Consider the following 20,837-nt stretch of genomic DNA (forward strand, 5'->3'; position numbering starts at 1 on the left):
AAACTAGGAAAAAAGCAATTTCTGGTAATTTTTTGATCAAAATACGGTTTTTAGGCGGTTCCAGAGAAAAAATAGTCGTTTGTTCTCTTGATTTTCTTAGAAAAGGTTTGGTTCGCTGTAAAAAAAGCCATCAATCTTATGGTTTTTATGAGTAGATCCATCAATGCTTCTTTCGTTAACTGATATACTCTCCACTCAACACCTTTTTGATTTCAGCAAGATAAGGTTTACTGGATGCAGTCACTCTTTTTGCAACAATCTCATGATTTTCCTTTTGAAAAAATAGCCGCTATTGATTTAGGCTCCAACAGCTTTCATATGGTGATTGCTCAAGTTACTCATGGACAGCTTCGTATCACTGGCGAGTTTGGTGAAAAAGTGCAGTTGGCAGCGGGGCTGGTAGATGACTATCTAGACGAAGCATCCCAGCAACGAGGTTTAGAGTGTTTGGCGCAATTTGCCCAAGTCATTGAGGATATGCCACCTGGGTCGGTGCGAGTGGTGGGCACTAACGCGTTGCGCGTGGCCAAAAATCGCTATGACTTTATTGGCAGTGCCATGGACATTATGAGCCATCCAGTGGAAATCATCGCAGGACGAGAAGAGGCCCGATTGATTTATGTGGGTGTCTCCAACACCATGGACCATGGTGAATCGAAGCGTCTAGTGGTTGACATCGGTGGTGGTAGTACCGAGTTTATTATCGGCAAACAGCTGGAACCTATTTTAACAGAAAGCTTGCACATGGGCTGTGTGAGTTTTGCTAAGCGTTTCTTTAATGACGGCGTAATCTCCAAATCAAACTTCCAGAAAGCGGTAACGGCGGCTCGTCTTGAGTTGCTGAGTATTCAGGATGACTATCTTGACGAAGCTTGGGATGTCTCTATTGGCTCCTCCGGTACCATTAAAGCGGCGTTTAATATTGTTAAAGAAAATAATTGGGGTAAGAAGGGTATTACGCCGAAGAACCTCAAACAAATTCAGAAAGCCTTATTTCAAGCTGGGCATGCCGATAATATTGACCTAGTTGGCTTGAAGCCTGAGCGGAAAAGTACCTTCGCTGCGGGTATCGCTATATTAACAGCGGTGTTTGAATGTTTTGATATTAAGCAGATGGACTTTTCCAATGGTGCGCTCAGAGAAGGTGTGTTGTATGACATTATGGGGCGTTACGCGGAAACGGACATTCGTGAGCGCACCGTTAATTACCTGCTGAATCAATACCATATTGATACCGAGCAAGCGAAATTAGTCACTCAAACTGCGCTCTCTGCATTAGCTCAGGTGAAAGATGACTGGGGATTGAGTAGCATCTCGAGTGAGGATTTACTTCGTTGGGCTGGTTTGTTGCATGAGGTTGGTGTGGGGATTTCGCACAGCCGTTATCACAAACATGGTGCCTACATTATTAGTGAATCTGATATGCCGGGCTTCTCGCAACAAGAGCAACAAGCGCTGGCAAATTTGATCCTGCGCCATCGTCGTAAGTTCACTCAATCTTTGGGCTATCGTTTTACCAAAGGGGATCAGCAGGATCTGGATCGACTTTCGATCTTGTTGCGCTTGGCTATTTTGCTTCATCATGATCGCAAAGAGGGCGACATGCCGATTTTTACATTGAAAGCGTCTGAGAAAAGTTTGCATGCAGAGTTCTTGGCGGATTGGTTGGACAGCCGACCTTTGACTTTGGCGAACTTACAGCGTGAAGCCGAAGTACTGGCGCCTAACGGCTACACTCTGACGTTTGAATAACCATGAGAGCGAGAGCCAACATCTTTCGTTGTGATGTTAGCTAATTCAGTTTTTCGATGGTGCGGTACAAAGCAGCCACTTCTTCTCTTTGTAGGCCTGAGACTCGTGACATTCGGCCAATGCTGGAAGTCAGTTGAACGGACTCCTTGCCTTCCTCTTCTTTCCCTTGTTTGTGTTCTTTGGTCTCATCTAATTGGGACTGGGATGACGATAACAGCTGTTTTGCTTGCTCCGATAAGTCTACTGCCGGTTCCCGCTCTTGTTGTGATGATGTTTGCGAGCGCACTTCTACCGCCGGCTGTATCGTCGGTATGGTAAGGCGATTTAATGGTATGGATGAAATTGACACAGTAGTACCTCGATAGCCATCTAAGACACAACTTTGTAAATAAGCTTAGTACAAAGATTAACTTTCTGTTTGAAATAGTGTAATTTTTTGTTATCAAGCTGTAAGTGTTGTTATCTGTTCTAAAGAATCGGTGTGATTTGAAAGGAATAAGCCTAATTGAAGAGCTTATACAAAAGATTGACGATAACTGACAAAAATTTTGCGTTCTGCCTCATCATGTTCGTGCCTTTGTTATATAAGGATGATATTGTTTGAGTATAGATATTGAAAAAAACGTGCATTTAACAGAGCAAAAAGTTTGTTTTCTTAATGCCTTAGTTGCGATAAGCAGATCGCCTGTTGTAAGTAGATTGCTTCAAAAAAGGATGCCACATGAGTCAAGACAACCTGCCAATAGAACACCTCTATTATACGGAACCGAATCTAGAGAAAATCTTAGAAAATTTGGACGTTGTTCGCGGTCAGATTCACCCACCGGTGACGACAGAAGGCGCACAAAATAGTGATCAGGTTTTTCCATCAGTCTGTCTGATTGGCTTAGGGCGTTGTGGCTCTAATATTGCTTTGGATGTGGCATCTTTGGTTTACGATGCGCGTGCAAACTACATGCGTGAAGTAGAAAACCAAGAGCTGTTGGACACTGAACGAGAGTTCCGTCCGATGCGTTGGATTCGCAAGCATTTACCGATCGAAGGCAAAGATGGCTTCAAGCCGGTATTTTTAATTGAACCGATTGTCTTATTGGGTGACTTAGATAAAGACATTGAAGGACGGATTCGTTTTTCAAACCAAGAAGGCCGTGAGCAGTTCTTGGAAGAGTACAAAAAACTACAAATCATGGACTTATCCGAAGTGCATGCTGGTGGTGCCGGTAACGCGCCTATCCTAGGTCAGTACCTAGCGAAAATCATTCTAAATAAAGATACCTCGACCTTCCGTAACGAAGATTGGAAGCATCTGCATTCTTACTTGGTGGATTCTTGTGGTATCAAAGCCAACCAATCTCGCCTGTACTTTTACATCTTTAGTGCGGGCGGTGGTACGGGGTCAGGTATGGCTTCTGAGTTTGGTTTGGCTCAGCAATTCTCATACTTAAGCAAAACCTTTGACTATCGTTCAGACCAATCGCAATTGGTAGATAAGCGTCATAGCTTTGTCTTTGAGCCTATTTTTACCTCTGGTATTTGTATCCTACCGAATATTTCCGGTAAGAACGTGGAAATCTCAGAAGCTTTGCATATTAATGCTGGTCGTTTGTTGACGAAATACATCTCGGAAGAGTGGAATTTCTCTTACAACGAAGAGCGTGAAGAAGACGAAGTGCCTGCCGATGTGATGGAGCGTATTCGTCCTTGGAACTCCATGATGCTAATTTCAAACGACATTATGCGTTATGCGGAAGAAGAAGATGGTGGTGATGCCGATAGTATTGATGTGAATACGATGGAGAAATACGCAAACCAATATATTTCTCAGCAAATCTTCAACATCCTGACGGCGCAAGCGGTGACAACGGACTATGATGAAGATTACTTCCGTCGTGCAGGAATTGATATTTCAGAAACCATTCGTTTGGATGCCAATGACTTGTTTATGAGTTTGGCTGGCCCTGTGGCCGTTGCTTATGCTGAAAGCGTAGTGGGACCGGGTGTTCATCAGGATATGGTCGACATTGATGACCTGTTCTGCCGTTCGATTGAATTGCCTCACTTTAACGAAGACACATCGGCGATTGAAGGGGTGAGTGTCTTGCCTGTTGAATCAGATCGTTACCGTCAAGCCATTAAAGATTTCCGTAAGAGTGGTTATGACATCACCAAATTGAGTGACTTGCACTTCTTCAAAAACTGTTCGTCTATTGTGTCGATCATTTCTTTGCCTCGTGACTTCAAACTGTCTTTCACTGCGTTAAACCGCCTGAAAATGCACTTGAACCGCTTGTGTCCAAACACCACGCTTAAACGTTATGCCTTGGTGATTGGCGCGTCAGCGAATCTATCATTAACCACCTTGATTGCTAAGAGCCCATGTTTGAGCGATGACTTCTTAACGCTGATGGTGGCTTACATGAAGCGTTGTTTTGCAAAAGATGACTACCGTTACACGGATGAAGTGGATCAAGCGATCATTGATATGATTCAAATGGAAGACTTTGACGACAGCCTGGTCGATAAATACTTCAATAGTCACGAAAATCCAGCCAAAATTTTGGATACCAACTGGTACGCGATCAAGCCAATGTATGAGAAAAAATACCGTGAGCTGATCGACAATACGCAGCAGTTCGTTTCCATTAATGACATTCGTCTGGACATTGATAACGTCAGAAACGCCATTAAATATCTGCGTGAAATTTACCGTCACCGTATCAGTAAGACTAACGTCCTTACCCTTAACGGCTAAGCGTTCTGAGCTTATTGAAAACGCCTGCAGGCTTTCCTGCAGGCGTTTTTTTATATCGCATGGTTATGAATAACAGCGCCCAATCATTCAATGTCTACCCATAATTGGCAATAAGCATAGAACTAATTCATTAGCGCCCAATCACTTCTACCTCCACATCCACTACTCCCACGCGAGTGTTGGCGATGCGCTGAAACGCGGCTTTACTCAGATCAATCACGCGACCTCGAACAAATGGCCCGCGATCGTTTACGCGTACTATGACACTTTTCTCATTGTCTAAATTGGTCACCCTTACTCGAGTACCAAAGGGTAAGCGTTTATGAGCAGCTGTCATGGCATTTTGATTAAATGGCTCGCCACTTGCCGTGGTTCGACCCTGATATTTGTCTGCATAATAGCTTGCGCCACCTTCTTCGGAAAAGCCCGCAGTATTCTTGTGACTGATTGGCCCGCTGGAACAAGCAGACAATAAAAGTACTGTACTAGACAAACTCATAAACCGAGCGAACATAAAAAAATTCCCAAATAAAAGCCGATGATTCTATGCAGTGAAGCCCATTAAAATCCAGTATTTGGATGGCCTTTTAAAAAGCTTTTCAGGAAAGTGACAGAAACAGGCACTCAGCAAACAAATAACTGACTAATGGGCTGTTTGTAAAAGGTCGAGGGGGATGGTCAGATCCCTTAAAGAGCTATGTCATTGAAATGACTTTTGTGTAGGGATCTGACCTCTTGAACCAATGATTTATCAAGCTAGACACTAATCTAGTTTGGATAGATGAGCTTATTTGCTTGAGCATGTGGAACTAAATCTTATGAGAATTGAGTGATAGTTCAAAACCACAAGCATGAGCGTATTTTAGTAATGTCGTCCAGCTTGGGTTGGCGTTACCGCGTTCTAATCGGCTGATGTTGCTTTTTTGCGTATTCATGAGTTTTGCCAATTGCTCTTGGGTTAAACCCGCTTGGCTTCTCATTGACAGAAGTTGATCTATAAAGGCAAATTCGCTTTCAAGTTTTTCATATTCAGCTTGAACTTCAGGGGTCGCCAAAGCTCGTGTTTTAAGATTTTGTAGACTCATAATGACTGAACCTCTTGTTGTCTGCGTTTAGCTAGCTCTAACTCACGTTTCGGTGTTTTCTGTGATTTTTTTACAAAGGCATGTAAAAGGATTATTCGTTGACCTTTTAAATAGCAAAATAAGCCACGACCAATGCCTTCTTGGGCTTTTGCCCGTACTTCAAATAAACCATCGCCCATCGATTCGGTATGAGGCGGCCCAAGGTTTGCGCCATGCTTTTCCATTAGCTCTAAGAGCCTGATCATTCGCGCTTGTATTCTTGGTGGCATCTTGAGAATTGATTCGTCAACGCCACTATAAAATTCAATTTTCCAGTTCATGGTTCCCTCCAGACTGTTATCATAAATGATAACTTCGTTTTTATTTATTTTCTACCTGTTGATTAATAAAATATAAAACTATATTGTACTAGTACGTGAATACATGAATGGTAAATCCTGCCTATGCAGCCATTAATTGAATTTTTAAGCCAAGTCGATGATCAAGCTTTGTTAGAAAAGCGTCTGCGTGCATTGTTGACGCCGAATGAAATTAACGAAATGTTGCATCGTCTACAAATTTTGTCTTTGTTGGAGCAAGGTGTGCCTCAACGGGATATTGCGAAACAGTTAGGGGTTGGTATTGCCACAGTGACGCGTGGTTCCCGAGCATTGAAGGAATTGAAAGAAAATGAGTCCTGAACAAAACAAACAACCGCCTCGCATCGAGCTACCGCGTAAACCAAAGTACGTGACCATCAGTTCCGATTGCGATTTTTTTGGTCTATTTAAAAAAATAGAAAAGCGCTTTGAAAACTGCTTTATGTTGGAGTCTTTAGGGGAGGAGAGCTTTATTTCTCGTCATTCCATCATTGGCTTTGATCCTGAAAAATTGTTGTGGGCCGAAGATAAGCAGCTCTTCATTCAAGAGCGAGATGGTGCGACGCAAGCGTATGAGTCGGACAATCCTTATTATTTATTGCGTAGTATCGTGCCACAAAATATCTTGTCTCGAGGCTTTGCTGGTGGTCTGACAGGCTATATTGGCTACGATAGTATGAATTATTTTGAGCCGAGTTTAGACCTGCAAGCCAGTGAAATGTTTGATGCGTTTCGCTTTGGTTTGTACACCGACGGGCTGATTCTCGACAAGATGACAGGCGAGGTTTTCTATTTTTATTATGAAGACAATCGCGTGGATCTGGTCAATCAAATGATGGCAGAAACCACGCCAGAAAACGGGCCTTTGGTGGTGCGACCATTGGGAGAGTCCATGACCAAAGCGGATCACGCTGAGGCGGTGGCTAAGGTCAAGCAGGACATCATTGAAGGTAAGATTTTCCAGTGTGAAGTGGGCTTTAAAAAGTGGTTCGAGCTGGAAGGCGATACCATCAACCTTTACGAGGAATTGCGCGAGGTAAACCCTTCGCCACAGATGTATTACATCAAATTTGCTGAGCAGAAAGTCATCGGTGCCAGCCCTGAATTATTGTTCCGAGTGCGTCAGGACGAAATGGAGACCTTCCCATTAGCGGGCACAGCGAAGCGTGGTGCGGATGAAAAAGAAGACACAGCGTTGGCCCGAGCTTTGCTGAACGATCCGAAAGAAATTGCTGAACACAATATGATTGTCGATCTGCATCGTAATGACATTGGACGCGTGGCGCGTTTTGGTACGGTGAAAGTACGCTCTCTAATGGACATTAAACGTTTCAGTCACGTGCAGCATATTTCCAGTGAGATTGTCGGCATTATGGCGGAAGAGCATGACATGTTTTCTGCTTTAGCCAGCAACTTCCCGGCTGGTACGTTAACCGGTGCGCCTAAAATTGAGGCGATGAAAATCATCGATGATCTAGAAGGTGATGGTCGTGGCCCATACGGTGGTGCGGTTGGTCAGTTTTCTTTTAACGGTGATTGTATGTTTGCGATTCCGATTCGTACCGTGTTTGCCAATGGCAATAAAGCCTACGTGCAAACCTGTGGTGGTAATGTATACGATTCCAATGCGGAAGACGAGTATGAAGAAATTCAACGTAAGTTTGCCGGAACCAAGCGAGTATTAGACAGTTTCAGTGAAGGAGCGAAAGGGTGAAAATTTACATCATAGACAATTACGATTCCTTCACTTACAACCTCTACCAATTTATTGGTGAAGTGTTACAGACAGAGCAAAGTCAGGGGCGTATCGAGCAGTTTGACGTTATCGTGAAACGCAATGATGAAGTGACGTTAGAGGACATTCGACAAGCCGCCCCAGATCGCATCATCATTTCACCTGGGCCGGGTTCACCAGACGATAAGGCCTATTTTGGTGTGTGTGCGGATGTCATCTTAGAGTTTGGGAAAACCACTCCTTTGATGGGCGTTTGCTTAGGCATGCAGGGGATTTGTCATGTGTTTGGCGGCAAGGTGGTTAAAGCGCCATTGCCTATGCATGGTAAAACCAGTCCAATTCAGCACAATGGCGAAGGCATTTTTCATGATATTCCAGACCAATTGGAAGTCATGCGTTACCACTCGCTGATTGCGCAGGCAGAAAGTTTTCCAGAGGTGTTAGAGGTAACTGCTGCGGTGGGCAGTTTAAGTGCTGAGGCGTTTGCCGACCTTAATGGTATTCGTCAAGGTGGTGAATTTGAGATCATGGGCGTGCGCCACAAAGAGTATCCGATTCAAGGTATACAATTCCATCCCGAATCCTTTGCGACTGAAGGCGGTAAAGACCTGATTAAGAACTTTCTGTTTCAGGTTTGATGAGTTAGAAATTACTCGATTCTTGAAGTAATAGAAAAGCAGTACTCATTGTTGGGTGCTGCTTTTTTTTGCCTAAAAAATACACTTGTCTCTTTTGAGAGACTGAGCTATGGTTTTATACATACAAATATCGAGGGGTAAGGATGCCTGAGATCGATGCGCTATTAGGGTTGTCGTTTTGCTTATATTTTTTTGATAATCAACAGCACAAGTTTCCGCATTTACACGTGAAATATGGTGACTATGAATTGATTATTGCGATAGAAACAAGTGAATGCTTAGAGGGGGATTTGCCTAATAAGCAGCGTAAACGTGCTGAAGCTCACATAAGCATGCATAGAGAGCAATTTATGCAGATGTGGAATAAAGCTGTGAAGGGTCAGAATCTGGGGGAATTGGAGGATTTATGTTAAAAATTATTGATGTCGACTGGGCTAAAGATCACATCTTAGCATTAACCTTTAGTGACGGATTTGAAGGCGAAGTAGACTTGTATGATTACTTTTCAAAACCACCATTTGCTAACCTGAAAGATTTTAAACGCTTTGCTTTAACCTCAGACGGCGCCTTGAGCTGGAATGGGAATGAACTGACTGCCTCGACACTACGAGGCATCACAAAAGGAGCTTATCAGGTTGCTATGCGGCTTGATGTAGAGCTAATGGAAGAAGTGATTAAACAGGCGTCATGGGACTCCATGAAAGAAGGTCGTCCAGATATCTTGCAAGCTGCCATTCGCTCTTATGTTGAGTTATTTGGTCATCGTGCCGTTATAGCAAGAGCGGGTATTAAAAGTAGAACCAGTGCTTATCGGTCTTTAAAGCCTGAAACCAAGCCCAACTTTGCCACCTTGGTACAACTCGCCCATGCGGTGATTGAAATTGCTAAAGAGCGAGTTGGGGAGTCGCTTTCAAACTCGACCATTGTTTCGGATTAGGGGCGATTCAAGAGAATGAATGAAAAATATCTAGACACACCAATAGATGGAAGATGTTTATGACGCCTGTCTCATTGCAAATGATGCCGCAACAAGCGATATGGTGGCTGCCAAGACATCAAGCGAAATTACAGGAAAAGGCGGCTATGAATAGGGTTGATCTGGTGTTTCTAGGAGACTCCATTATGCAGGCTTGGGAGAAAGAGGGAAAAGCCACATGGGAAACCTATTATCAACCGAGAAAGGCGCTTAATTTGGGGTTTAATGGCGACCGAACCGAGCATGTGTTGTGGCGTTTAGCGCATGGTGAAGTGGATGACCTTTCCCCTAAGTTGGTGGTGCTTTTGATCGGTACAAACAACACGGGACATCGAATGGATACCCCTCAGGAAACCGCTCAAGGTATTAAAGCGATTTTAACCCTGCTTGTGGAAAAATTACCTAATACCAAAGTGCTGTTGTTGGCCATTTTCCCTCGCAGTGCGCGACCGACGCAAAAGTTGAGAGTATTGAATCAGCAAGTGAATGACCTTATTAAAGACTATGCGGATGATCAAAACGTCTTTTTTGTCGATCTGAATCATCATTTCTTGGATCAAAATGGCCATTTAACCAGTAATGTGATGGATGACTTTCTGCATCCTAATGCACATCAATATGAGGTTTGGGCACAGGCGATGGAACCTTATATCGAAAGATTCATGTCCTAATTCAGATTTTAGAGGTAGTTAGTGAAGTTTCGAAAATATCATGCGTTGGGGAATGTGTATTTGGTGGTGTCACCGGATGAGTTTCCAGATGAGCCTGCGGTGTTGAAAATCAAAAACATCTGCCATAGTCATTATGGTGTCGCATCAGATGGCGTGTTAATCGGACCATTTGAATCGGATGTGGCGAATTTTGGTTTGCGTATTTTTAACCCAGATGGCAGCGAAGCGGAAAAGAGTGGCAACGGTCTGCGTATTTTCTGTCGAGCATTGTGGGACTTGGGGCTGGTGAAGGATCAAGAGTTTACCATTGAAACCCTAGGTGGTGTGGTAAAAGCTCAGGTGCTTGAAAAGGGAAAACGAGTCAATGTGGAAATGGGGCAGGTGTCCTTCAATAGCCAAGACATTCCGATCTGGGGTGACCCTCGAGAGGTGTTATTGGAAGAATTAAATGTGATGGGCATGCAGCATTTCTACAGTGGTGTGACCATAGGCAATCCCCATTGTGTGATCTTGACGGACGAAGCGACTGAAACCAAAGCGAAAGAGTTTGGCCCATTGATTGAACACCATCCGAATTTCCCCAACCGCACCAATGTGCAGTTTGTGCAGGTAATTGATCGACATCGCATTGCGATCCAAATCTGGGAGCGTGGTGCAGGTTATACTTTAGCATCAGGCAGTAGTAGTTGTGCCGCCGCAGCCGTGGCGTATAAGTTGGGACTGTGTGATGCTCGTATTGAAGTAATGATGCCTGGTGGTCAAATCGACATAGAGATCAGTCATGATTTTCGCATTAGTATGAACGGTTCTGTGACGTCTGTTTGTCATGGTGAGATTGATGAGGAATGTTTAGCTCAGGTCTTTCATTAGGTCGATTTAAATGAGGAAAACGTCATGAAACCTTCTACCCATCCTATTTTCTGGCGAGATGAACATTTGCCTTTTGTTGAGCTTAGGCAGGTCCTTGATGGGCGTCTAGTGAGTTATGCGCCTCACTCTCATGAAACTTGGTCTATTGGTGCTATTTTAGCTGGCCAAAGTGAATTTCTATGTGTGAATCGGCTGCATGCGGTGCAAAAAGGGCATTTGGTGATGATGAACCCTGAGGAAGTGCATGCTTGTAATCCATTACAAGATTCGCCTTGGGCTTATTACATGATGCACCTAGATAAAGATTGGCTGACTAGTATGTTATCTGATCATCAATTGAGAGATCAGAGCGAGTGGCAAAATACTTGCTTAGATACTTTGTTAGATGAGCGTTTATATGAGGGTTTTGTCTGTCTGTGTGGCCAATTGATGCGCGATGATCTTAGCCACAAAGAGAAACAACAATCATTGGTTAGGTGGTTGTGCTCGCTATTTTGCCGACTCAATCAAAGCGAGGCGTCTAGGTCGACTAGTTTGCCACATAATCCTCTTTATCACGTGGCCAATTATTTGAACGAACATTGCTTGGATGAGACGCCCATCGCCGAAATTAGTCAAAAATTTGGTTACAGTACGAGCTATTTGGTTCGTTCATTTAAACGCCACTTCTATTTAACGCCCCATGCTTATCGTTTAAATCGTCGCGTTCAATTAGGTCAGAAAGCACTGAAAACAGGTCAAAGTATTGTGAATGTTGCTCACAGTGTGGGCTTTAATGATCAAGCCCATTTTCAGCGGGTGTTTAAACAGCGTGTCGCCGCCACACCAGATCAGTATCGTCGTTCTTGAAGCAGCCTTAAATCAAAGATATTAAATCAAGATATAGACACTACTGCCTGCCAATAGCGTCGCAAGACTACGGTTGAGCCAGCGCATTTTGGCTGGGCTTTGGAAGTACTGCCCGAGCAACATACCAATGGCGACCCAAACTCCCAAAGAAAGCCAGCATATAGGTAAGTAAAGCCCAGCGAATACTAGGATGTCGTTGGTGTCTGCATTGGGAACATACACTGCAATGCCGGAAACCGAAGCGAGCCAAGCTTTGGGGTTTACCCATTGAATAATGGCACCCGTCATGAAGCGAGGCGCAGATTGACTTTGATGTATGCTCAAATCCCCTTGATCACGCCATAACTGGAAGCTTAGGTAAAATAAAAAGCCAGCTCCCAGCCATTTTAAAATCTTGGTGAGCTGCGGTAAGGCGTCGAGAACTTGATGTAAACTAAAGCCTACTAGCAAAAACAGCAAAATAAAGCCAAGGGTCGCACCTGTGATGAAATTAAGCCCAGCACGTAAGCCATGGCGGGCACTGCAACTGAGAGATACTAGGTTAACAGGCCCTGGAGAAAGGGAAGCGGCTAAAGCAAATAGCGACATGGAGAGGAGAAGAGATAAGGTCATAATGACGTCCTTCAAAGGTTTGTAAAATAAACCTCAGTATGTCTCTGTCGACTTTTTGGGTATTGAACAAAATTGACCTGATGGTTTTCATCTCGAAATCAGCAGAGTATGCTCAAGCTCAATGCGCTTTAGGTAAATAGAGCTCACGTGCTAACAAGCGGATCAATGGTTAGGAATGGATTATGTTGAAACAGGTGTTTTGGTTGGTGATTATCATGCTGTCGCAGACTGTCATGGCACAATCGCAGTTGATAAATGAACCGTTATCGAGTCTCGATCAAACGGTGTTTGAGCTTGAACGTAGCAATGCTATTTTGCAATTATCGAAAGCCTCGTCGGAAGAGTTGAATGCTCTGCGTGATGAGGTGACGACTGTACGTGATAAAGTCGATTTCTTATCCAATCTGCTGTTTCTGTTAGTGGTGGCGTTATTGATTTTAGGTTGGCGATCACACAAGCAGCACCAGCGTCTTGAGCTATTAGAACGTCAGCGGACGGAAGGGTTGAATGTGAAGGAGTAAATGTCATGAATCACGTTGGTTTAATGATTATCGACATGCAGCAAGGCATGTCTTGGCCACAAGCTGGGGAGCGTAATAACCCGCAGGCTGAGCGCAACATAGCCGAACTTTTGGCTCATTGGCGAGCCTGCCAAGCGCCTGTTATTCATGTTCGTCACTTATCGACTGAGCCTGATTCCTTGTTTTGGCCGGAGCAAGACGGGGTTTTGTTCCAAGAAGCGTTTGAGCCGCTAGACGATGAAAAAGTGATCGAAAAAAGCGTGCCAGATGCCTTTATCCATTCCGAGCTTGCTGATTGGTTAGCAGAGCAACAAATAGACTCCTTAGTGATTGTGGGTGTCAGTACGAATAATTCGGTAGAGTCGACGGTGCGCTCCGCAGGTAACTTGGGCTTTATGGTCTATGTGGTGGAAAACGCCTGTTTTGCCTTTGAAAAAGAAGACTTTTTTGGTCTGCTACGCAGTGCGGATGAAGTGCATGCCATGTCTTTAGCGAACCTGCACGGCGAATACGCCACCGTCATTAGCCAAGATGAAGCATTTGCTTTATTGCCACAGGATAAAGTGTCTATAGGCAGATAACGGATCTTATTCCACAACGCACATTGGCGTCTTCGCGATAGGATCCTGATGAATTTGCGCCTCCAGTGAGAAGACGGACTTTAACAGTTCTCGGGTGAGTACATCGGAGGGTAAACCTTGTTGAATGATTTGCCCTTCTTTCATCACAATTAGATGATCACAGTAACGGGCCGCTTGGTTAATGTCGTGTAAGACGGTAATGATGGTTTTACCTTGCTGATTCAGGCGTCGCAACAAATGCATGAGTTCCACTTGGTGGTTGAGGTCCATATAGGTGGTTGGTTCGTCGAGTAATAGATAAGGCGTATCTTGCGCCAGTGTCATGGCCAGCCAAACACGTTGACGTTGACCACCGGACAGCTCGCTCACCAATTGTTCTGCCAGTTCGGATATGCCAGTTTCTTGCATGACCTGATGGATAATCTCTTGATCTGCTTGATTGGTTCTGCCCCAGAATCCTGTGTAGGGGCTGCGGCCATAGGCGACTAAGTCTTTGACTTTAATGGCTTCTGGGATTGGCTGAGTTTGCGGTAACAGCGCGATTTGTCTGGCCAATTGTTTGGAGGGGATTTTATGTAAAGCTTTACCTTGCCATTGAACCTCACCTTGCATGGGCGTTAATAAACGCGCTAAGGCTTTTAACAGCGTGGATTTACCACAACCATTTGGTCCCAGCAAAGCGATGATTTTGCCTTCTGGTAGGTCCAGATCAATGTGTTTCACAATGGCTTTTTGATGATAGCCAACCGATAACTGTTGAGTGCTAAGTGACATAAATTATTTGGACCTCAAGAGTAACCACAAGAAATACGGTGCCCCAATAATAGCGGTCATGATGCCGGCGGGGAGTTCTATTGGTGGATCTATGGTTCTGGCTGCCAGATCGGCAAGTAACAGCAAAATTGCCCCAACCAACATGGTCGCGGGGAGCAAGGCTTGATGGCGACCGCCGACCAGTTTGCGGGTTAAATGAGGTGCGACTAAACCTAAAAAGCCAATCGGACCACAAATGGCGACGCAAGACGCCGTCAATCCTACTGCAATTGCTAGGGCGGCTAAGCGAACGGTGTTGGTATGAGTCCCTAAGCTGGTGGCGTGTTCATCGCCAAGGTGTATCAAATTAAGTGGTTTGGCGAGCCAAAGTGCTGCGGGTATTAATACCAGCCAGGGCAAGAGAAGGCTCAATTGCGTCCAACCACGCCCCCATAAACTACCGGTCAGCCACAATAGAGCGTTATTAATCTCCAAGGGTTTGACCAGCATAAGAAAATCCACACAGCTGGCATACAGGGCAGCGAGAGCAACCCCAGTGATGGCTAATTTGACCGTGGTGCTATGTTGGCCGCACAAACGCCATAGAATAATGGCGGCTAAAAAGCTGCCTAATAGGGCAACAAGAGGTAGCCATTCAATGGCGGCATCGGGGAAAAAGGTCATGTAAATCACTGCCGCTAATCCGGCACCATGACTGACGCCTAGAATGTCTGGTGAGGCTAATGGGTTGCGAATAACCCCTTGTACCAATGCCCCGGCCAGCGCCATCATTGCACCAACCAACAGGGCAATGATGATTCGCGGAAATCGGTATTCATGAATGGTGAAGTGGTTTGGGTTGGTATGGTCCCAAAAAGCGTCGATAATCGAATCTAATGGCACAGAGACGGCGCCGAAGAGTAAATTGGTGAGGATTAAAATCAGAGTCAGGAAGCCGAGAATAAAAAAGCAGGACACGAGTCTCATAAGGTTTTCTTTCTCACCAGATAAATAAAGAAAGGCGCGCCAATTAAGGCGAGGATGGCACCAGCGGGCGTCTCTAATGGCACAGAGACTGCGCCGAAGAGTAAATTGGTGAGGATTAAAATCAGAGTCAGGAAGCCGAGAATAAAAAAGCAGGACACGAGTCTCATAAGGTTTTCTTTCTCACCAGATAAATAAAGAAAGGCGCGCCAATTAAGGCGAGGATGGCACCAGCGGGCGTCTCCATGGGAAAGATAATGGCGCGACTTAAAGTGTCTGCAAGAGCGACTAAGCTGGCGCCCAATAAGATCGCAATGGGTAAGAAACGTCGATGATCTTGGCCAATGAGCAGTTTGGCCATATGGGGGACCAGCAAACCGACAAAACTGATTGAACCGACGGCACCAAGAGAAGCGCCAACCAACAGGAGCACGAGAAAGCTCCCGATCAGTTTCACAAGCCCGATGGATACCCCTAAATTTCGGGCGTTATCATCACCTAATTGCAGCAGGTTCAGACTGGGCGACAGTAGGCTAGCACCCAATAGTCCGACAATCGCTACCGGCCAAAAAGCGTCAAACGTCTGCCAACGAGCGTCCGTTAAGCTGCCGGCCAGCCAAGTAATCACAGCAGAAGCTTGATCTTCCTCGATAATTACCAGAGCCTTGGTTAAGGCGGCACACAGTGCAGAGATCGCCACGCCAGCAAGGACCAGCCGACCTTGTTCGTTCCCCGTTCGCCAACCACTGCCGAGCAGCATCACTAAGCTCCATGCCAAGCCGCCCCCTATCATGGCCGCCACTGTTGTACCGAGTAAACCAAACCAAGGTGTGATCGTAGAGACTAAAGCCATGCCGAGAGCCGCTCCCGCATTAACGCCTAACACCGAAGGTGACGCCAGAGGGTTAAGGGTGAGTCCTTGCATAATGACCCCAGCGGCGGCTAAACAGGCACCGACCAACAAGGCAACCAGCACTCTGGGTAAGCGCAAATCTCGTACTATATGTTGTGCAATGCTGTCTTGATCAAACTGATATAAGGCTTGTAATGCATCGAGAGGTGAAATCGCGATGCTAGACCAAGTAAACAAGCTAAGCCAACTGATTAACAGCATAAGACTGGCCAATGCTAAGCATTGGCTAGTGAGTGTAAAAGAAGAGAATTTCATCTAGGGTACAAGTATATCTACTAAGTCCTGGCTCATACGTTCAGCCGCCATAATGCCTCGGCATCGAGACCAGATATTTGGATTGACTTGATAAATGTGATTTTGACGCGCCGCTTGTAGTACAGAAAATAGTGGTTCATTGCGCCATTTATCAATGATGCTTGGAGTAACGTAATTGCCAATGATGAGGTATTCCGGATTGATGGCCACCAGTTGTTCCAAACCAGTTTGACGATACGCTATATCGTCGCGACCGCTTTCCGCATTGGTTAAGCCCAAAGCATGAATGACGCCACCAGCATAAGAGTCTTTGGTGTGTAAAAACAAGGCGTCATCTCGTGCTACGCCGAATTGCACTTCAATATTTTTAGGTAATTGCTGAGCATATTGCGCCATGGCTTTTCGATGCTGCTGTAATCGTGCCTGCATGGCTTGGTCTTTACCAATGACCTTACCAATGATGGCTGCGGCCTTTAAACTGTCTTCATAGGTTTCGCGACGAGAAGGCAGAATTAAGGTCGGAGCAATTTTTTGCAGATCGGCATACACGGCTTCGTGTCGACTAATATCGGCAATGATTAAATCTGGTTTTAAAGAGGCGATGACTTCCATGCTAGGCTGCGAGCGAGTACCAACGGATGTCCAGCTGCCAATCACATCTCTCACTTCTTTGAGAACGCGATCGGCTTCTTTATCATCGGCAATGCCAACAGGACTGACACCGACCGCAGCGAGTGCATCCGCGAACGAGAATTCCAAAACGACAATACGTTTGGGTTGATAGTCCAGTGTGAAGAGGCCTTTGCTATCCTCTACAGTAACGGCCGTCGCGGTAAAGGAAACGAGAATAAAGTACGTAGACAGGATGACGGAAAGCCAACGTTTCATGATTTCGCCTAATTGCTTAAAGAATATATTAATAATAACACTTCTCAGTCAATTTTTGTCGCCTAGGCATGAAGGATTTATGTGAAAGACCGTCATCGCTAAAAAGTGAGGACGGTCGTTAAATGCTTTCGCCAATATCAATTTTGAAAGGGAGCTCGATGACGGCTTGCGTAATTGGGTTGCCCTGGAGCCTTGATAATAAGTGTTCGGCGGCCAGTCGTCCCATGTCTTCTCGTGGCGTGATGACCGTGGCTAATAACGGCACCATGGCACGCGAGATGTCGTGACCATGAAACCCTGCAATGGCAATGTCCTCAGGAATACGAATGCCAGATTTTTGGCAGGCATAGAGTGCGCCAATGGCTAAGTCATCGTTGGTGCAGAAAATACCATCGGTATCCGGTTGTTGGGCTAATGCTTCTTTTAGAAAATTGGCCCCCATGGTAAAGGAAGAGGCGCTGTGAGTTTTTAGGCACAAAGGCGTTAGCCCGTGATCCGTCATGGCGGTTTCATAGCCACGAATTTTGAGCAAGGTCCTTTGGTCCATGCGAGCCGCAAAATAGACAATTTTCTGGCGACCACGTTTTATCATGCATTCTGTCATGGCATAAGCGGCCGCTTGGTTGTCGATGCCAATGGCTTGCTCAATAGGAGGCGATACGGAATCCATGATCTCGATGACAGGAATACCGGCGACGGCAAGCATTTTTCGTACGCGATCTGTATGGTAACTTTCTGAAATGATTAACCCATCCACACTGTAGGACAGCAAGGTCGCAATACGGGACTCTTCGGCCTCTTTGCTATAGCCATAGTGCGCCAGCATGGTCTGATAACCGGCGGGTTCTAAGACGCTTTCGATGCCTCTTATGACTTCAGAGAAAACTTGGTTGGTCAAAGAAGGCAGCAACACACCAATGGCGTGGCTTTTTGACTTGGATAAAATGTCCGGAGCACGATTGGGAATATAGCCAAGGGTTTCTAACGCCGCTGAGATCTTTTCTTGCAAAGGTGCCGAGACAGAATCAGGTGTTCTTAAATAACGGCTTACCGTCATCTTTGTCACACCGACTAAGTCTGCAACATCTTGTAATGTAGGGCGTTTATTCTTCATCTTAATGGCCATATCCATGATTTGTTACAAGTAACATTACCATAAGCAAATCATGGCAAGAAAGAAAACTCACTCAAATTATGCCTTTTGAGCATAACCTTTGAGTCCATTCATGGCTTCTTTTAAGACGACCTCAGCTTCCTGTGAAATATCAATCACAATGGCTTCTTCTGTGGTTGGTTCAATTAATGTCTCAAACTGGCTTTCCAACATGCCGCGGCCATTGAAGTAATGTCCATGACGTTTCTGATGACGTTGCCAAATGGTATCGATGTCGCCTTTTAAATAAATCATGGCGACGTCATCAAGCCCTCGACGTAATATGGTCCGATAGTCAGGCTTTAAACCAGAACAAGCGATGACAGCGGTAGGGTTTTCATGCAGCAGTTGGTTTAAACTTGCCAACCAGTCTTTGCGGTCGTCATCGGTTAATGGTGTGCCTTCACTCATTTTGGCGACATTTTCAGGGCTGTGAAAATCATCACCGTCAAAAAAAGGGTAACCTAACTGATCCGCTAGGCCTTTACCTATTAAGGATTTCCCGGATCCAGAAACACCTAATACAACAATTCTTTTCGTCATTCTGTTATTCCTTAATCGCCTTGCTAGTTGGCAAGGCGAGGTCTTCGTATAAGCTTCGTCAGACTTTTGGTTTTGTGTTTATTGCCACCAAAGCGCCAATTCTGGGAAGAAAATGACGAGCGCTAGAACGGTGATTTGCAATCCAATAAAAGGCAAAAGTGAGCTAAAAATTTCACCTAAACTGATGTCCTTTGGTGCCACGGATTTCAAATAGAAAGCGGCGGGGCCGAAAGGCGGTGAGAGGAAGGAGACCTGCATATTGAGGCAGAACACCACACCGAACCAAATTGGATTTAGACCCAAGCCGGAGATGATGGGCACAAAGATTGGCATGGTCAGTAAGGCGACACCGACCCAGTCTAAGAACATACCAAGCACCAAGAGTACTAACATCATGATCAAGACGGTGCCCATAACGCTGCCACCACTCAAGGTGAGAATGGTTTCTTCAACGAAATCAATACCGCCCATGAGGTTGTAAACGCCGACTAAGGCGGTGGCACCAATGCCGATCCAGATGATCATGCCACAGGTGCTCATGGTCGCCTTGGCACTGTCTTTTAACATGCCTAGGGTTAATTCGCCGCGAATTGCCGCGCTGATCATAATCCCTACCACACCTAATGCAGAGGCTTCGGTCACAGAAGCGATACCAGTGTAAATACTGCCCAGTACCGTCATCACAGTAAGTAATGGAAAGAGTAAGGCTTTGAAGTAATTAACGTCTTGTTCGGCTGCCAGTTCTTCTTCACTTGGCAGAGGCGCGTACTCTGGATTTAAGCGACAAATGATGAGAACGTAGGCCATGTAGAAAAAGGCCAAGATTAACGCTGGTAGGAAGGCGGCTTTAAACAAGTCACCGATCGAAACGCTGGCGGTTAGTCCATAAATAATCAACACAATGCTAGGCGGTAGCATGGTTCCAAGGGCGCCACCCGCACACGTGGTACCGATCGCCAACTTACGGTTGTAGCCCAAGCGTAGCATTTGGGGTAAGGCTAAAATCCCTAGCAATACGGTTTCGCCACCGATAACGCCTGACATGGAGGCCAAGACAATGGCAACCAGCAAGGTTTGTACGGCCACACCGCCGCGCAAACGACGCCCAAATACTTTCATGGCGTCAAATAAGTCACGGGCGATACCTGACCGGTCGAGTAGGGCTGCCATGAGCACAAACATCGGCACAGCGAGGAAAACATAACTGCCGACAAAACCATAAAGACGGCTCGTAATCAGTGGTAGAGCGCCAAAGCCAAACCAACCAATTGCGAAAACCAAAGCAACCAATGCGGTGACAAATGCCAGCTGCATGCCCGTTAATAGTAAAAGAATCATAGAGCCAAGCATTAACAGGCTGCCGTAGCCAATGCCTAAAGCCGATAAATCAAACATTGTCTTGTTTCCTTAGGCCGTTTAATTCTTGTAGCAGATGTAAGATAAATTGAATAAACATGATGCACAGGGTGACAAAAATCATGCCTTTCACTAACGCTGGGAAAGATGGATCAAAGGCCGAGCCAGAGGTTTCAAGACGAATCTCACCAAACGGCGTAAACCAAGAATCTTGCACCATTTGATAAGCCGCCCAACTGAGTAGACCGGAGAAAACAATGCCCATAATGTGGTGGAAAACATTAAGCCAGCGGCGCACACGATCCGAAACCAAATCGTAAATCAGCACCACACGGACATGCTTGTTGGTAGACAGGGCATAAATACCACCATAGACAAACAAACAGCCGCCGAGGAAGGATGCGGTTTCATGAACCCAAATCGTGGGAGCATTGAATAAATAGCGCATTAGGACTTCGTAAAAGGAAATCGCGACAGTAAAAATAAAGAGCAAACTCAACATATTACCAAGCTTATAAATTAAGCGGTCAAGGGCATTGCGAGGCTGCTCTGATGAATCTTGTGAGTCTGGGGGAGTTTGATTTTTCATGA

The 20,837-nt window shown here is 45.4% G+C and carries 26 protein-coding genes; 12 read left to right on the top strand and 14 right to left on the bottom strand.

All coding sequences use genetic code 11. The features are described 5' to 3' along the window. Positions 1 to 234 precede the first annotated feature (234 nt). Complete coding sequence (locus tag ACHUFM_RS09295) at positions 235 to 1,752, top strand: Ppx/GppA phosphatase family protein (protein WP_394181679.1); 1,518 nt, start codon at positions 235 to 237, stop codon at positions 1,750 to 1,752. Between the two features lie 40 nt (positions 1,753 to 1,792). Here ACHUFM_RS09295 and ACHUFM_RS09300 read toward each other — a convergent pair whose 3' ends face one another. After that, positions 1,793 to 2,101, bottom strand: coding sequence for a hypothetical protein (locus ACHUFM_RS09300; protein ID WP_394181681.1), 309 nt, complete (start codon positions 2,099 to 2,101; stop codon positions 1,793 to 1,795). A gap of 372 nt (positions 2,102 to 2,473) precedes the next feature. On the opposite strand from ACHUFM_RS09300, the gene ACHUFM_RS09305 reads away from it, so the two are divergent. Beyond that, entirely contained in the window at positions 2,474 to 4,504 is a 2,031-nt protein-coding gene (locus tag ACHUFM_RS09305; protein ID WP_063332455.1) for a hypothetical protein, read from the top strand. Between the two features lie 130 nt (positions 4,505 to 4,634). On the opposite strand, the gene ACHUFM_RS09310 is transcribed toward ACHUFM_RS09305, so the two are convergent. The 3 genes from ACHUFM_RS09310 to ACHUFM_RS09320 form a co-directional block, all read right to left on the bottom strand. Next, positions 4,635 to 5,018: a septal ring lytic transglycosylase RlpA family protein gene (locus tag ACHUFM_RS09310; RefSeq protein ID WP_394181683.1), complete on the bottom strand. Its 384-nt coding sequence runs from the start codon at positions 5,016 to 5,018 to the stop codon at positions 4,635 to 4,637. Between the two features lie 295 nt (positions 5,019 to 5,313). After that, on the bottom strand, positions 5,314 to 5,589 hold the full coding sequence (locus ACHUFM_RS09315) for a helix-turn-helix domain-containing protein (protein ID WP_394181685.1): 276 nt from the start codon (positions 5,587 to 5,589) through the stop codon (positions 5,314 to 5,316). After that, positions 5,586 to 5,909, bottom strand: a complete 324-nt coding sequence (locus ACHUFM_RS09320) for a type II toxin-antitoxin system RelE/ParE family toxin (protein ID WP_394181687.1) — start codon at positions 5,907 to 5,909, stop codon at positions 5,586 to 5,588. Before ACHUFM_RS09320 ends, ACHUFM_RS09315 begins: the two co-directional genes overlap by 4 nt. Before the next feature lie 123 nt (positions 5,910 to 6,032). Here ACHUFM_RS09320 and ACHUFM_RS09325 point away from each other — a divergent pair, with 123 nt between their 5' ends. The 8 genes from ACHUFM_RS09325 to ACHUFM_RS09360 all read left to right on the top strand — a co-directional run bounded on the left by ACHUFM_RS09325 (position 6,033) and on the right by ACHUFM_RS09360 (position 11,687). Continuing rightward, positions 6,033 to 6,269, top strand: coding sequence for a Trp family transcriptional regulator (locus ACHUFM_RS09325; protein WP_113873303.1), 237 nt, complete (start codon positions 6,033 to 6,035; stop codon positions 6,267 to 6,269). After that, positions 6,259 to 7,662: an anthranilate synthase component I family protein gene (locus tag ACHUFM_RS09330; RefSeq protein WP_394181689.1), complete on the top strand. Its 1,404-nt coding sequence runs from the start codon at positions 6,259 to 6,261 to the stop codon at positions 7,660 to 7,662. The genes ACHUFM_RS09325 and ACHUFM_RS09330 overlap by 11 nt, the downstream gene beginning before the upstream one ends. Next, a complete protein-coding gene (locus ACHUFM_RS09335) occupies positions 7,659 to 8,321 on the top strand; it encodes an anthranilate synthase component II (protein WP_394181691.1) in 663 nt (220 codons plus the stop codon). Before ACHUFM_RS09330 ends, ACHUFM_RS09335 begins: the two co-directional genes overlap by 4 nt. Positions 8,322 to 8,464: 143 nt before the next feature. Continuing rightward, positions 8,465 to 8,734, top strand: a complete 270-nt coding sequence (gene dhiT / locus ACHUFM_RS09340; protein WP_394181693.1) for a type II toxin-antitoxin system toxin DhiT — start codon at positions 8,465 to 8,467, stop codon at positions 8,732 to 8,734. Then, entirely contained in the window at positions 8,728 to 9,258 is a 531-nt protein-coding gene (gene dhiA, locus ACHUFM_RS09345; protein ID WP_394181695.1) for a type II toxin-antitoxin system antitoxin DhiA, read from the top strand. The genes dhiT and dhiA overlap by 7 nt, the downstream gene beginning before the upstream one ends. A 59-nt stretch (positions 9,259 to 9,317) precedes the next feature. Continuing rightward, a complete protein-coding gene (locus tag ACHUFM_RS09350) occupies positions 9,318 to 9,968 on the top strand; it encodes a GDSL-type esterase/lipase family protein (RefSeq protein ID WP_394181697.1) in 651 nt (216 codons plus the stop codon). 21 nt (positions 9,969 to 9,989) lie between these two features. Then, on the top strand, positions 9,990 to 10,838 hold the full coding sequence (gene dapF, locus ACHUFM_RS09355) for a diaminopimelate epimerase (RefSeq protein WP_394181699.1): 849 nt from the start codon (positions 9,990 to 9,992) through the stop codon (positions 10,836 to 10,838). A 24-nt stretch (positions 10,839 to 10,862) separates the two neighbouring features. Beyond that, entirely contained in the window at positions 10,863 to 11,687 is an 825-nt protein-coding gene (locus ACHUFM_RS09360; protein WP_394181701.1) for an AraC family transcriptional regulator, read from the top strand. Positions 11,688 to 11,708: 21 nt separating this feature from the next. Here ACHUFM_RS09360 and ACHUFM_RS09365 read toward each other — a convergent pair whose 3' ends face one another. Then, positions 11,709 to 12,299: a LysE family translocator gene (locus ACHUFM_RS09365; RefSeq protein ID WP_394181703.1), complete on the bottom strand. Its 591-nt coding sequence runs from the start codon at positions 12,297 to 12,299 to the stop codon at positions 11,709 to 11,711. A 182-nt stretch (positions 12,300 to 12,481) separates the two neighbouring features. On the opposite strand from ACHUFM_RS09365, the gene ACHUFM_RS09370 reads away from it, so the two are divergent. After that, entirely contained in the window at positions 12,482 to 12,820 is a 339-nt protein-coding gene (locus ACHUFM_RS09370) for a hypothetical protein (protein WP_394181705.1), read from the top strand. A gap of 5 nt (positions 12,821 to 12,825) precedes the next feature. Further along, complete coding sequence (locus ACHUFM_RS09375; RefSeq protein ID WP_394181707.1) at positions 12,826 to 13,401, top strand: cysteine hydrolase family protein; 576 nt, start codon at positions 12,826 to 12,828, stop codon at positions 13,399 to 13,401. 6 nt (positions 13,402 to 13,407) lie between these two features. On the opposite strand, the gene fecE is transcribed toward ACHUFM_RS09375, so the two are convergent. From fecE to ACHUFM_RS09420, 9 genes are all read right to left on the bottom strand, one after another. Then, on the bottom strand, positions 13,408 to 14,175 hold the full coding sequence (gene fecE / locus ACHUFM_RS09380) for a Fe(3+) dicitrate ABC transporter ATP-binding protein FecE (protein ID WP_394181709.1): 768 nt from the start codon (positions 14,173 to 14,175) through the stop codon (positions 13,408 to 13,410). Between the two features lie 3 nt (positions 14,176 to 14,178). After that, on the bottom strand, positions 14,179 to 15,141 hold the full coding sequence (fecD, locus tag ACHUFM_RS09385; protein ID WP_394181711.1) for a Fe(3+) dicitrate ABC transporter permease subunit FecD: 963 nt from the start codon (positions 15,139 to 15,141) through the stop codon (positions 14,179 to 14,181). Continuing rightward, entirely contained in the window at positions 15,138 to 15,308 is a 171-nt protein-coding gene (locus ACHUFM_RS09390) for an iron chelate uptake ABC transporter family permease subunit (protein ID WP_394181713.1), read from the bottom strand. Before ACHUFM_RS09390 ends, fecD begins: the two co-directional genes overlap by 4 nt. Beyond that, positions 15,305 to 16,252, bottom strand: coding sequence for an iron chelate uptake ABC transporter family permease subunit (locus tag ACHUFM_RS09395; RefSeq protein ID WP_394181715.1), 948 nt, complete (start codon positions 16,250 to 16,252; stop codon positions 15,305 to 15,307). The genes ACHUFM_RS09390 and ACHUFM_RS09395 overlap by 4 nt, the downstream gene beginning before the upstream one ends. 54 nt (positions 16,253 to 16,306) lie before the next feature. After that, positions 16,307 to 17,194: a Fe(3+) dicitrate ABC transporter substrate-binding protein gene (locus ACHUFM_RS09400; RefSeq protein ID WP_394181717.1), complete on the bottom strand. Its 888-nt coding sequence runs from the start codon at positions 17,192 to 17,194 to the stop codon at positions 16,307 to 16,309. A gap of 118 nt (positions 17,195 to 17,312) precedes the next feature. Continuing rightward, positions 17,313 to 18,308 (bottom strand): gluconate operon transcriptional repressor GntR, encoded by a 996-nt coding sequence (gene gntR / locus ACHUFM_RS09405; protein ID WP_394181719.1) that lies wholly within the window; start codon positions 18,306 to 18,308, stop codon positions 17,313 to 17,315. 78 nt (positions 18,309 to 18,386) lie between these two features. Next, a complete protein-coding gene (locus tag ACHUFM_RS09410; protein WP_394181721.1) occupies positions 18,387 to 18,890 on the bottom strand; it encodes a gluconokinase in 504 nt (167 codons plus the stop codon). Between the two features lie 78 nt (positions 18,891 to 18,968). After that, positions 18,969 to 20,285, bottom strand: a complete 1,317-nt coding sequence (locus ACHUFM_RS09415; RefSeq protein WP_394181723.1) for a TRAP transporter large permease — start codon at positions 20,283 to 20,285, stop codon at positions 18,969 to 18,971. After that, on the bottom strand, positions 20,278 to 20,835 hold the full coding sequence (locus ACHUFM_RS09420) for a TRAP transporter small permease subunit (RefSeq protein WP_394181725.1): 558 nt from the start codon (positions 20,833 to 20,835) through the stop codon (positions 20,278 to 20,280). The genes ACHUFM_RS09415 and ACHUFM_RS09420 overlap by 8 nt, the downstream gene beginning before the upstream one ends. Positions 20,836 to 20,837: the final 2 nt, after the last annotated feature.

It is taken from the genome of Marinomonas posidonica (genome assembly GCF_043643765.1).
GTDB classification, from domain to species: Bacteria; Pseudomonadota; Gammaproteobacteria; order Pseudomonadales; family Marinomonadaceae; genus Marinomonas; species Marinomonas posidonica_A.

What these genes read in the sequence shown, in the direction of transcription:
- ACHUFM_RS09295 (WP_394181679.1), top strand. Translation starts at nt 235, where the DNA reads ATGCAGTCACTCTTTTTGCAACAATCTCATGATTTTCCTTTTGAAAAA.
- ACHUFM_RS09305 (WP_063332455.1), top strand. Translation starts at nt 2,474, where the DNA reads ATGAGTCAAGACAACCTGCCAATAGAACACCTCTATTATACGGAACCG.
- ACHUFM_RS09310 (WP_394181683.1), bottom strand. Translation starts at nt 5,018, where the DNA reads ATGTTCGCTCGGTTTATGAGTTTGTCTAGTACAGTACTTTTATTGTCT.
- ACHUFM_RS09315 (WP_394181685.1), bottom strand. Translation starts at nt 5,589, where the DNA reads ATGAGTCTACAAAATCTTAAAACACGAGCTTTGGCGACCCCTGAAGTT.
- ACHUFM_RS09320 (WP_394181687.1), bottom strand. Translation starts at nt 5,909, where the DNA reads ATGAACTGGAAAATTGAATTTTATAGTGGCGTTGACGAATCAATTCTC.
- ACHUFM_RS09325 (WP_113873303.1), top strand. Translation starts at nt 6,033, where the DNA reads ATGCAGCCATTAATTGAATTTTTAAGCCAAGTCGATGATCAAGCTTTG.
- ACHUFM_RS09330 (WP_394181689.1), top strand. Translation starts at nt 6,259, where the DNA reads ATGAGTCCTGAACAAAACAAACAACCGCCTCGCATCGAGCTACCGCGT.
- dhiT (WP_394181693.1), top strand. Translation starts at nt 8,465, where the DNA reads ATGCCTGAGATCGATGCGCTATTAGGGTTGTCGTTTTGCTTATATTTT.
- dhiA (WP_394181695.1), top strand. Translation starts at nt 8,728, where the DNA reads ATGTTAAAAATTATTGATGTCGACTGGGCTAAAGATCACATCTTAGCA.
- ACHUFM_RS09350 (WP_394181697.1), top strand. Translation starts at nt 9,318, where the DNA reads ATGACGCCTGTCTCATTGCAAATGATGCCGCAACAAGCGATATGGTGG.
- ACHUFM_RS09360 (WP_394181701.1), top strand. Translation starts at nt 10,863, where the DNA reads ATGAAACCTTCTACCCATCCTATTTTCTGGCGAGATGAACATTTGCCT.
- ACHUFM_RS09365 (WP_394181703.1), bottom strand. Translation starts at nt 12,299, where the DNA reads ATGACCTTATCTCTTCTCCTCTCCATGTCGCTATTTGCTTTAGCCGCT.
- ACHUFM_RS09370 (WP_394181705.1), top strand. Translation starts at nt 12,482, where the DNA reads ATGTTGAAACAGGTGTTTTGGTTGGTGATTATCATGCTGTCGCAGACT.
- ACHUFM_RS09375 (WP_394181707.1), top strand. Translation starts at nt 12,826, where the DNA reads ATGAATCACGTTGGTTTAATGATTATCGACATGCAGCAAGGCATGTCT.
- fecE (WP_394181709.1), bottom strand. Translation starts at nt 14,175, where the DNA reads ATGTCACTTAGCACTCAACAGTTATCGGTTGGCTATCATCAAAAAGCC.
- fecD (WP_394181711.1), bottom strand. Translation starts at nt 15,141, where the DNA reads ATGAGACTCGTGTCCTGCTTTTTTATTCTCGGCTTCCTGACTCTGATT.
- ACHUFM_RS09390 (WP_394181713.1), bottom strand. Translation starts at nt 15,308, where the DNA reads ATGAGACTCGTGTCCTGCTTTTTTATTCTCGGCTTCCTGACTCTGATT.
- ACHUFM_RS09395 (WP_394181715.1), bottom strand. Translation starts at nt 16,252, where the DNA reads ATGCTGTTAATCAGTTGGCTTAGCTTGTTTACTTGGTCTAGCATCGCG.
- ACHUFM_RS09400 (WP_394181717.1), bottom strand. Translation starts at nt 17,194, where the DNA reads ATGAAACGTTGGCTTTCCGTCATCCTGTCTACGTACTTTATTCTCGTT.
- gntR (WP_394181719.1), bottom strand. Translation starts at nt 18,308, where the DNA reads ATGAAGAATAAACGCCCTACATTACAAGATGTTGCAGACTTAGTCGGT.
- ACHUFM_RS09410 (WP_394181721.1), bottom strand. Translation starts at nt 18,890, where the DNA reads ATGACGAAAAGAATTGTTGTATTAGGTGTTTCTGGATCCGGGAAATCC.
- ACHUFM_RS09415 (WP_394181723.1), bottom strand. Translation starts at nt 20,285, where the DNA reads ATGTTTGATTTATCGGCTTTAGGCATTGGCTACGGCAGCCTGTTAATG.
- ACHUFM_RS09420 (WP_394181725.1), bottom strand. Translation starts at nt 20,835, where the DNA reads ATGAAAAATCAAACTCCCCCAGACTCACAAGATTCATCAGAGCAGCCT.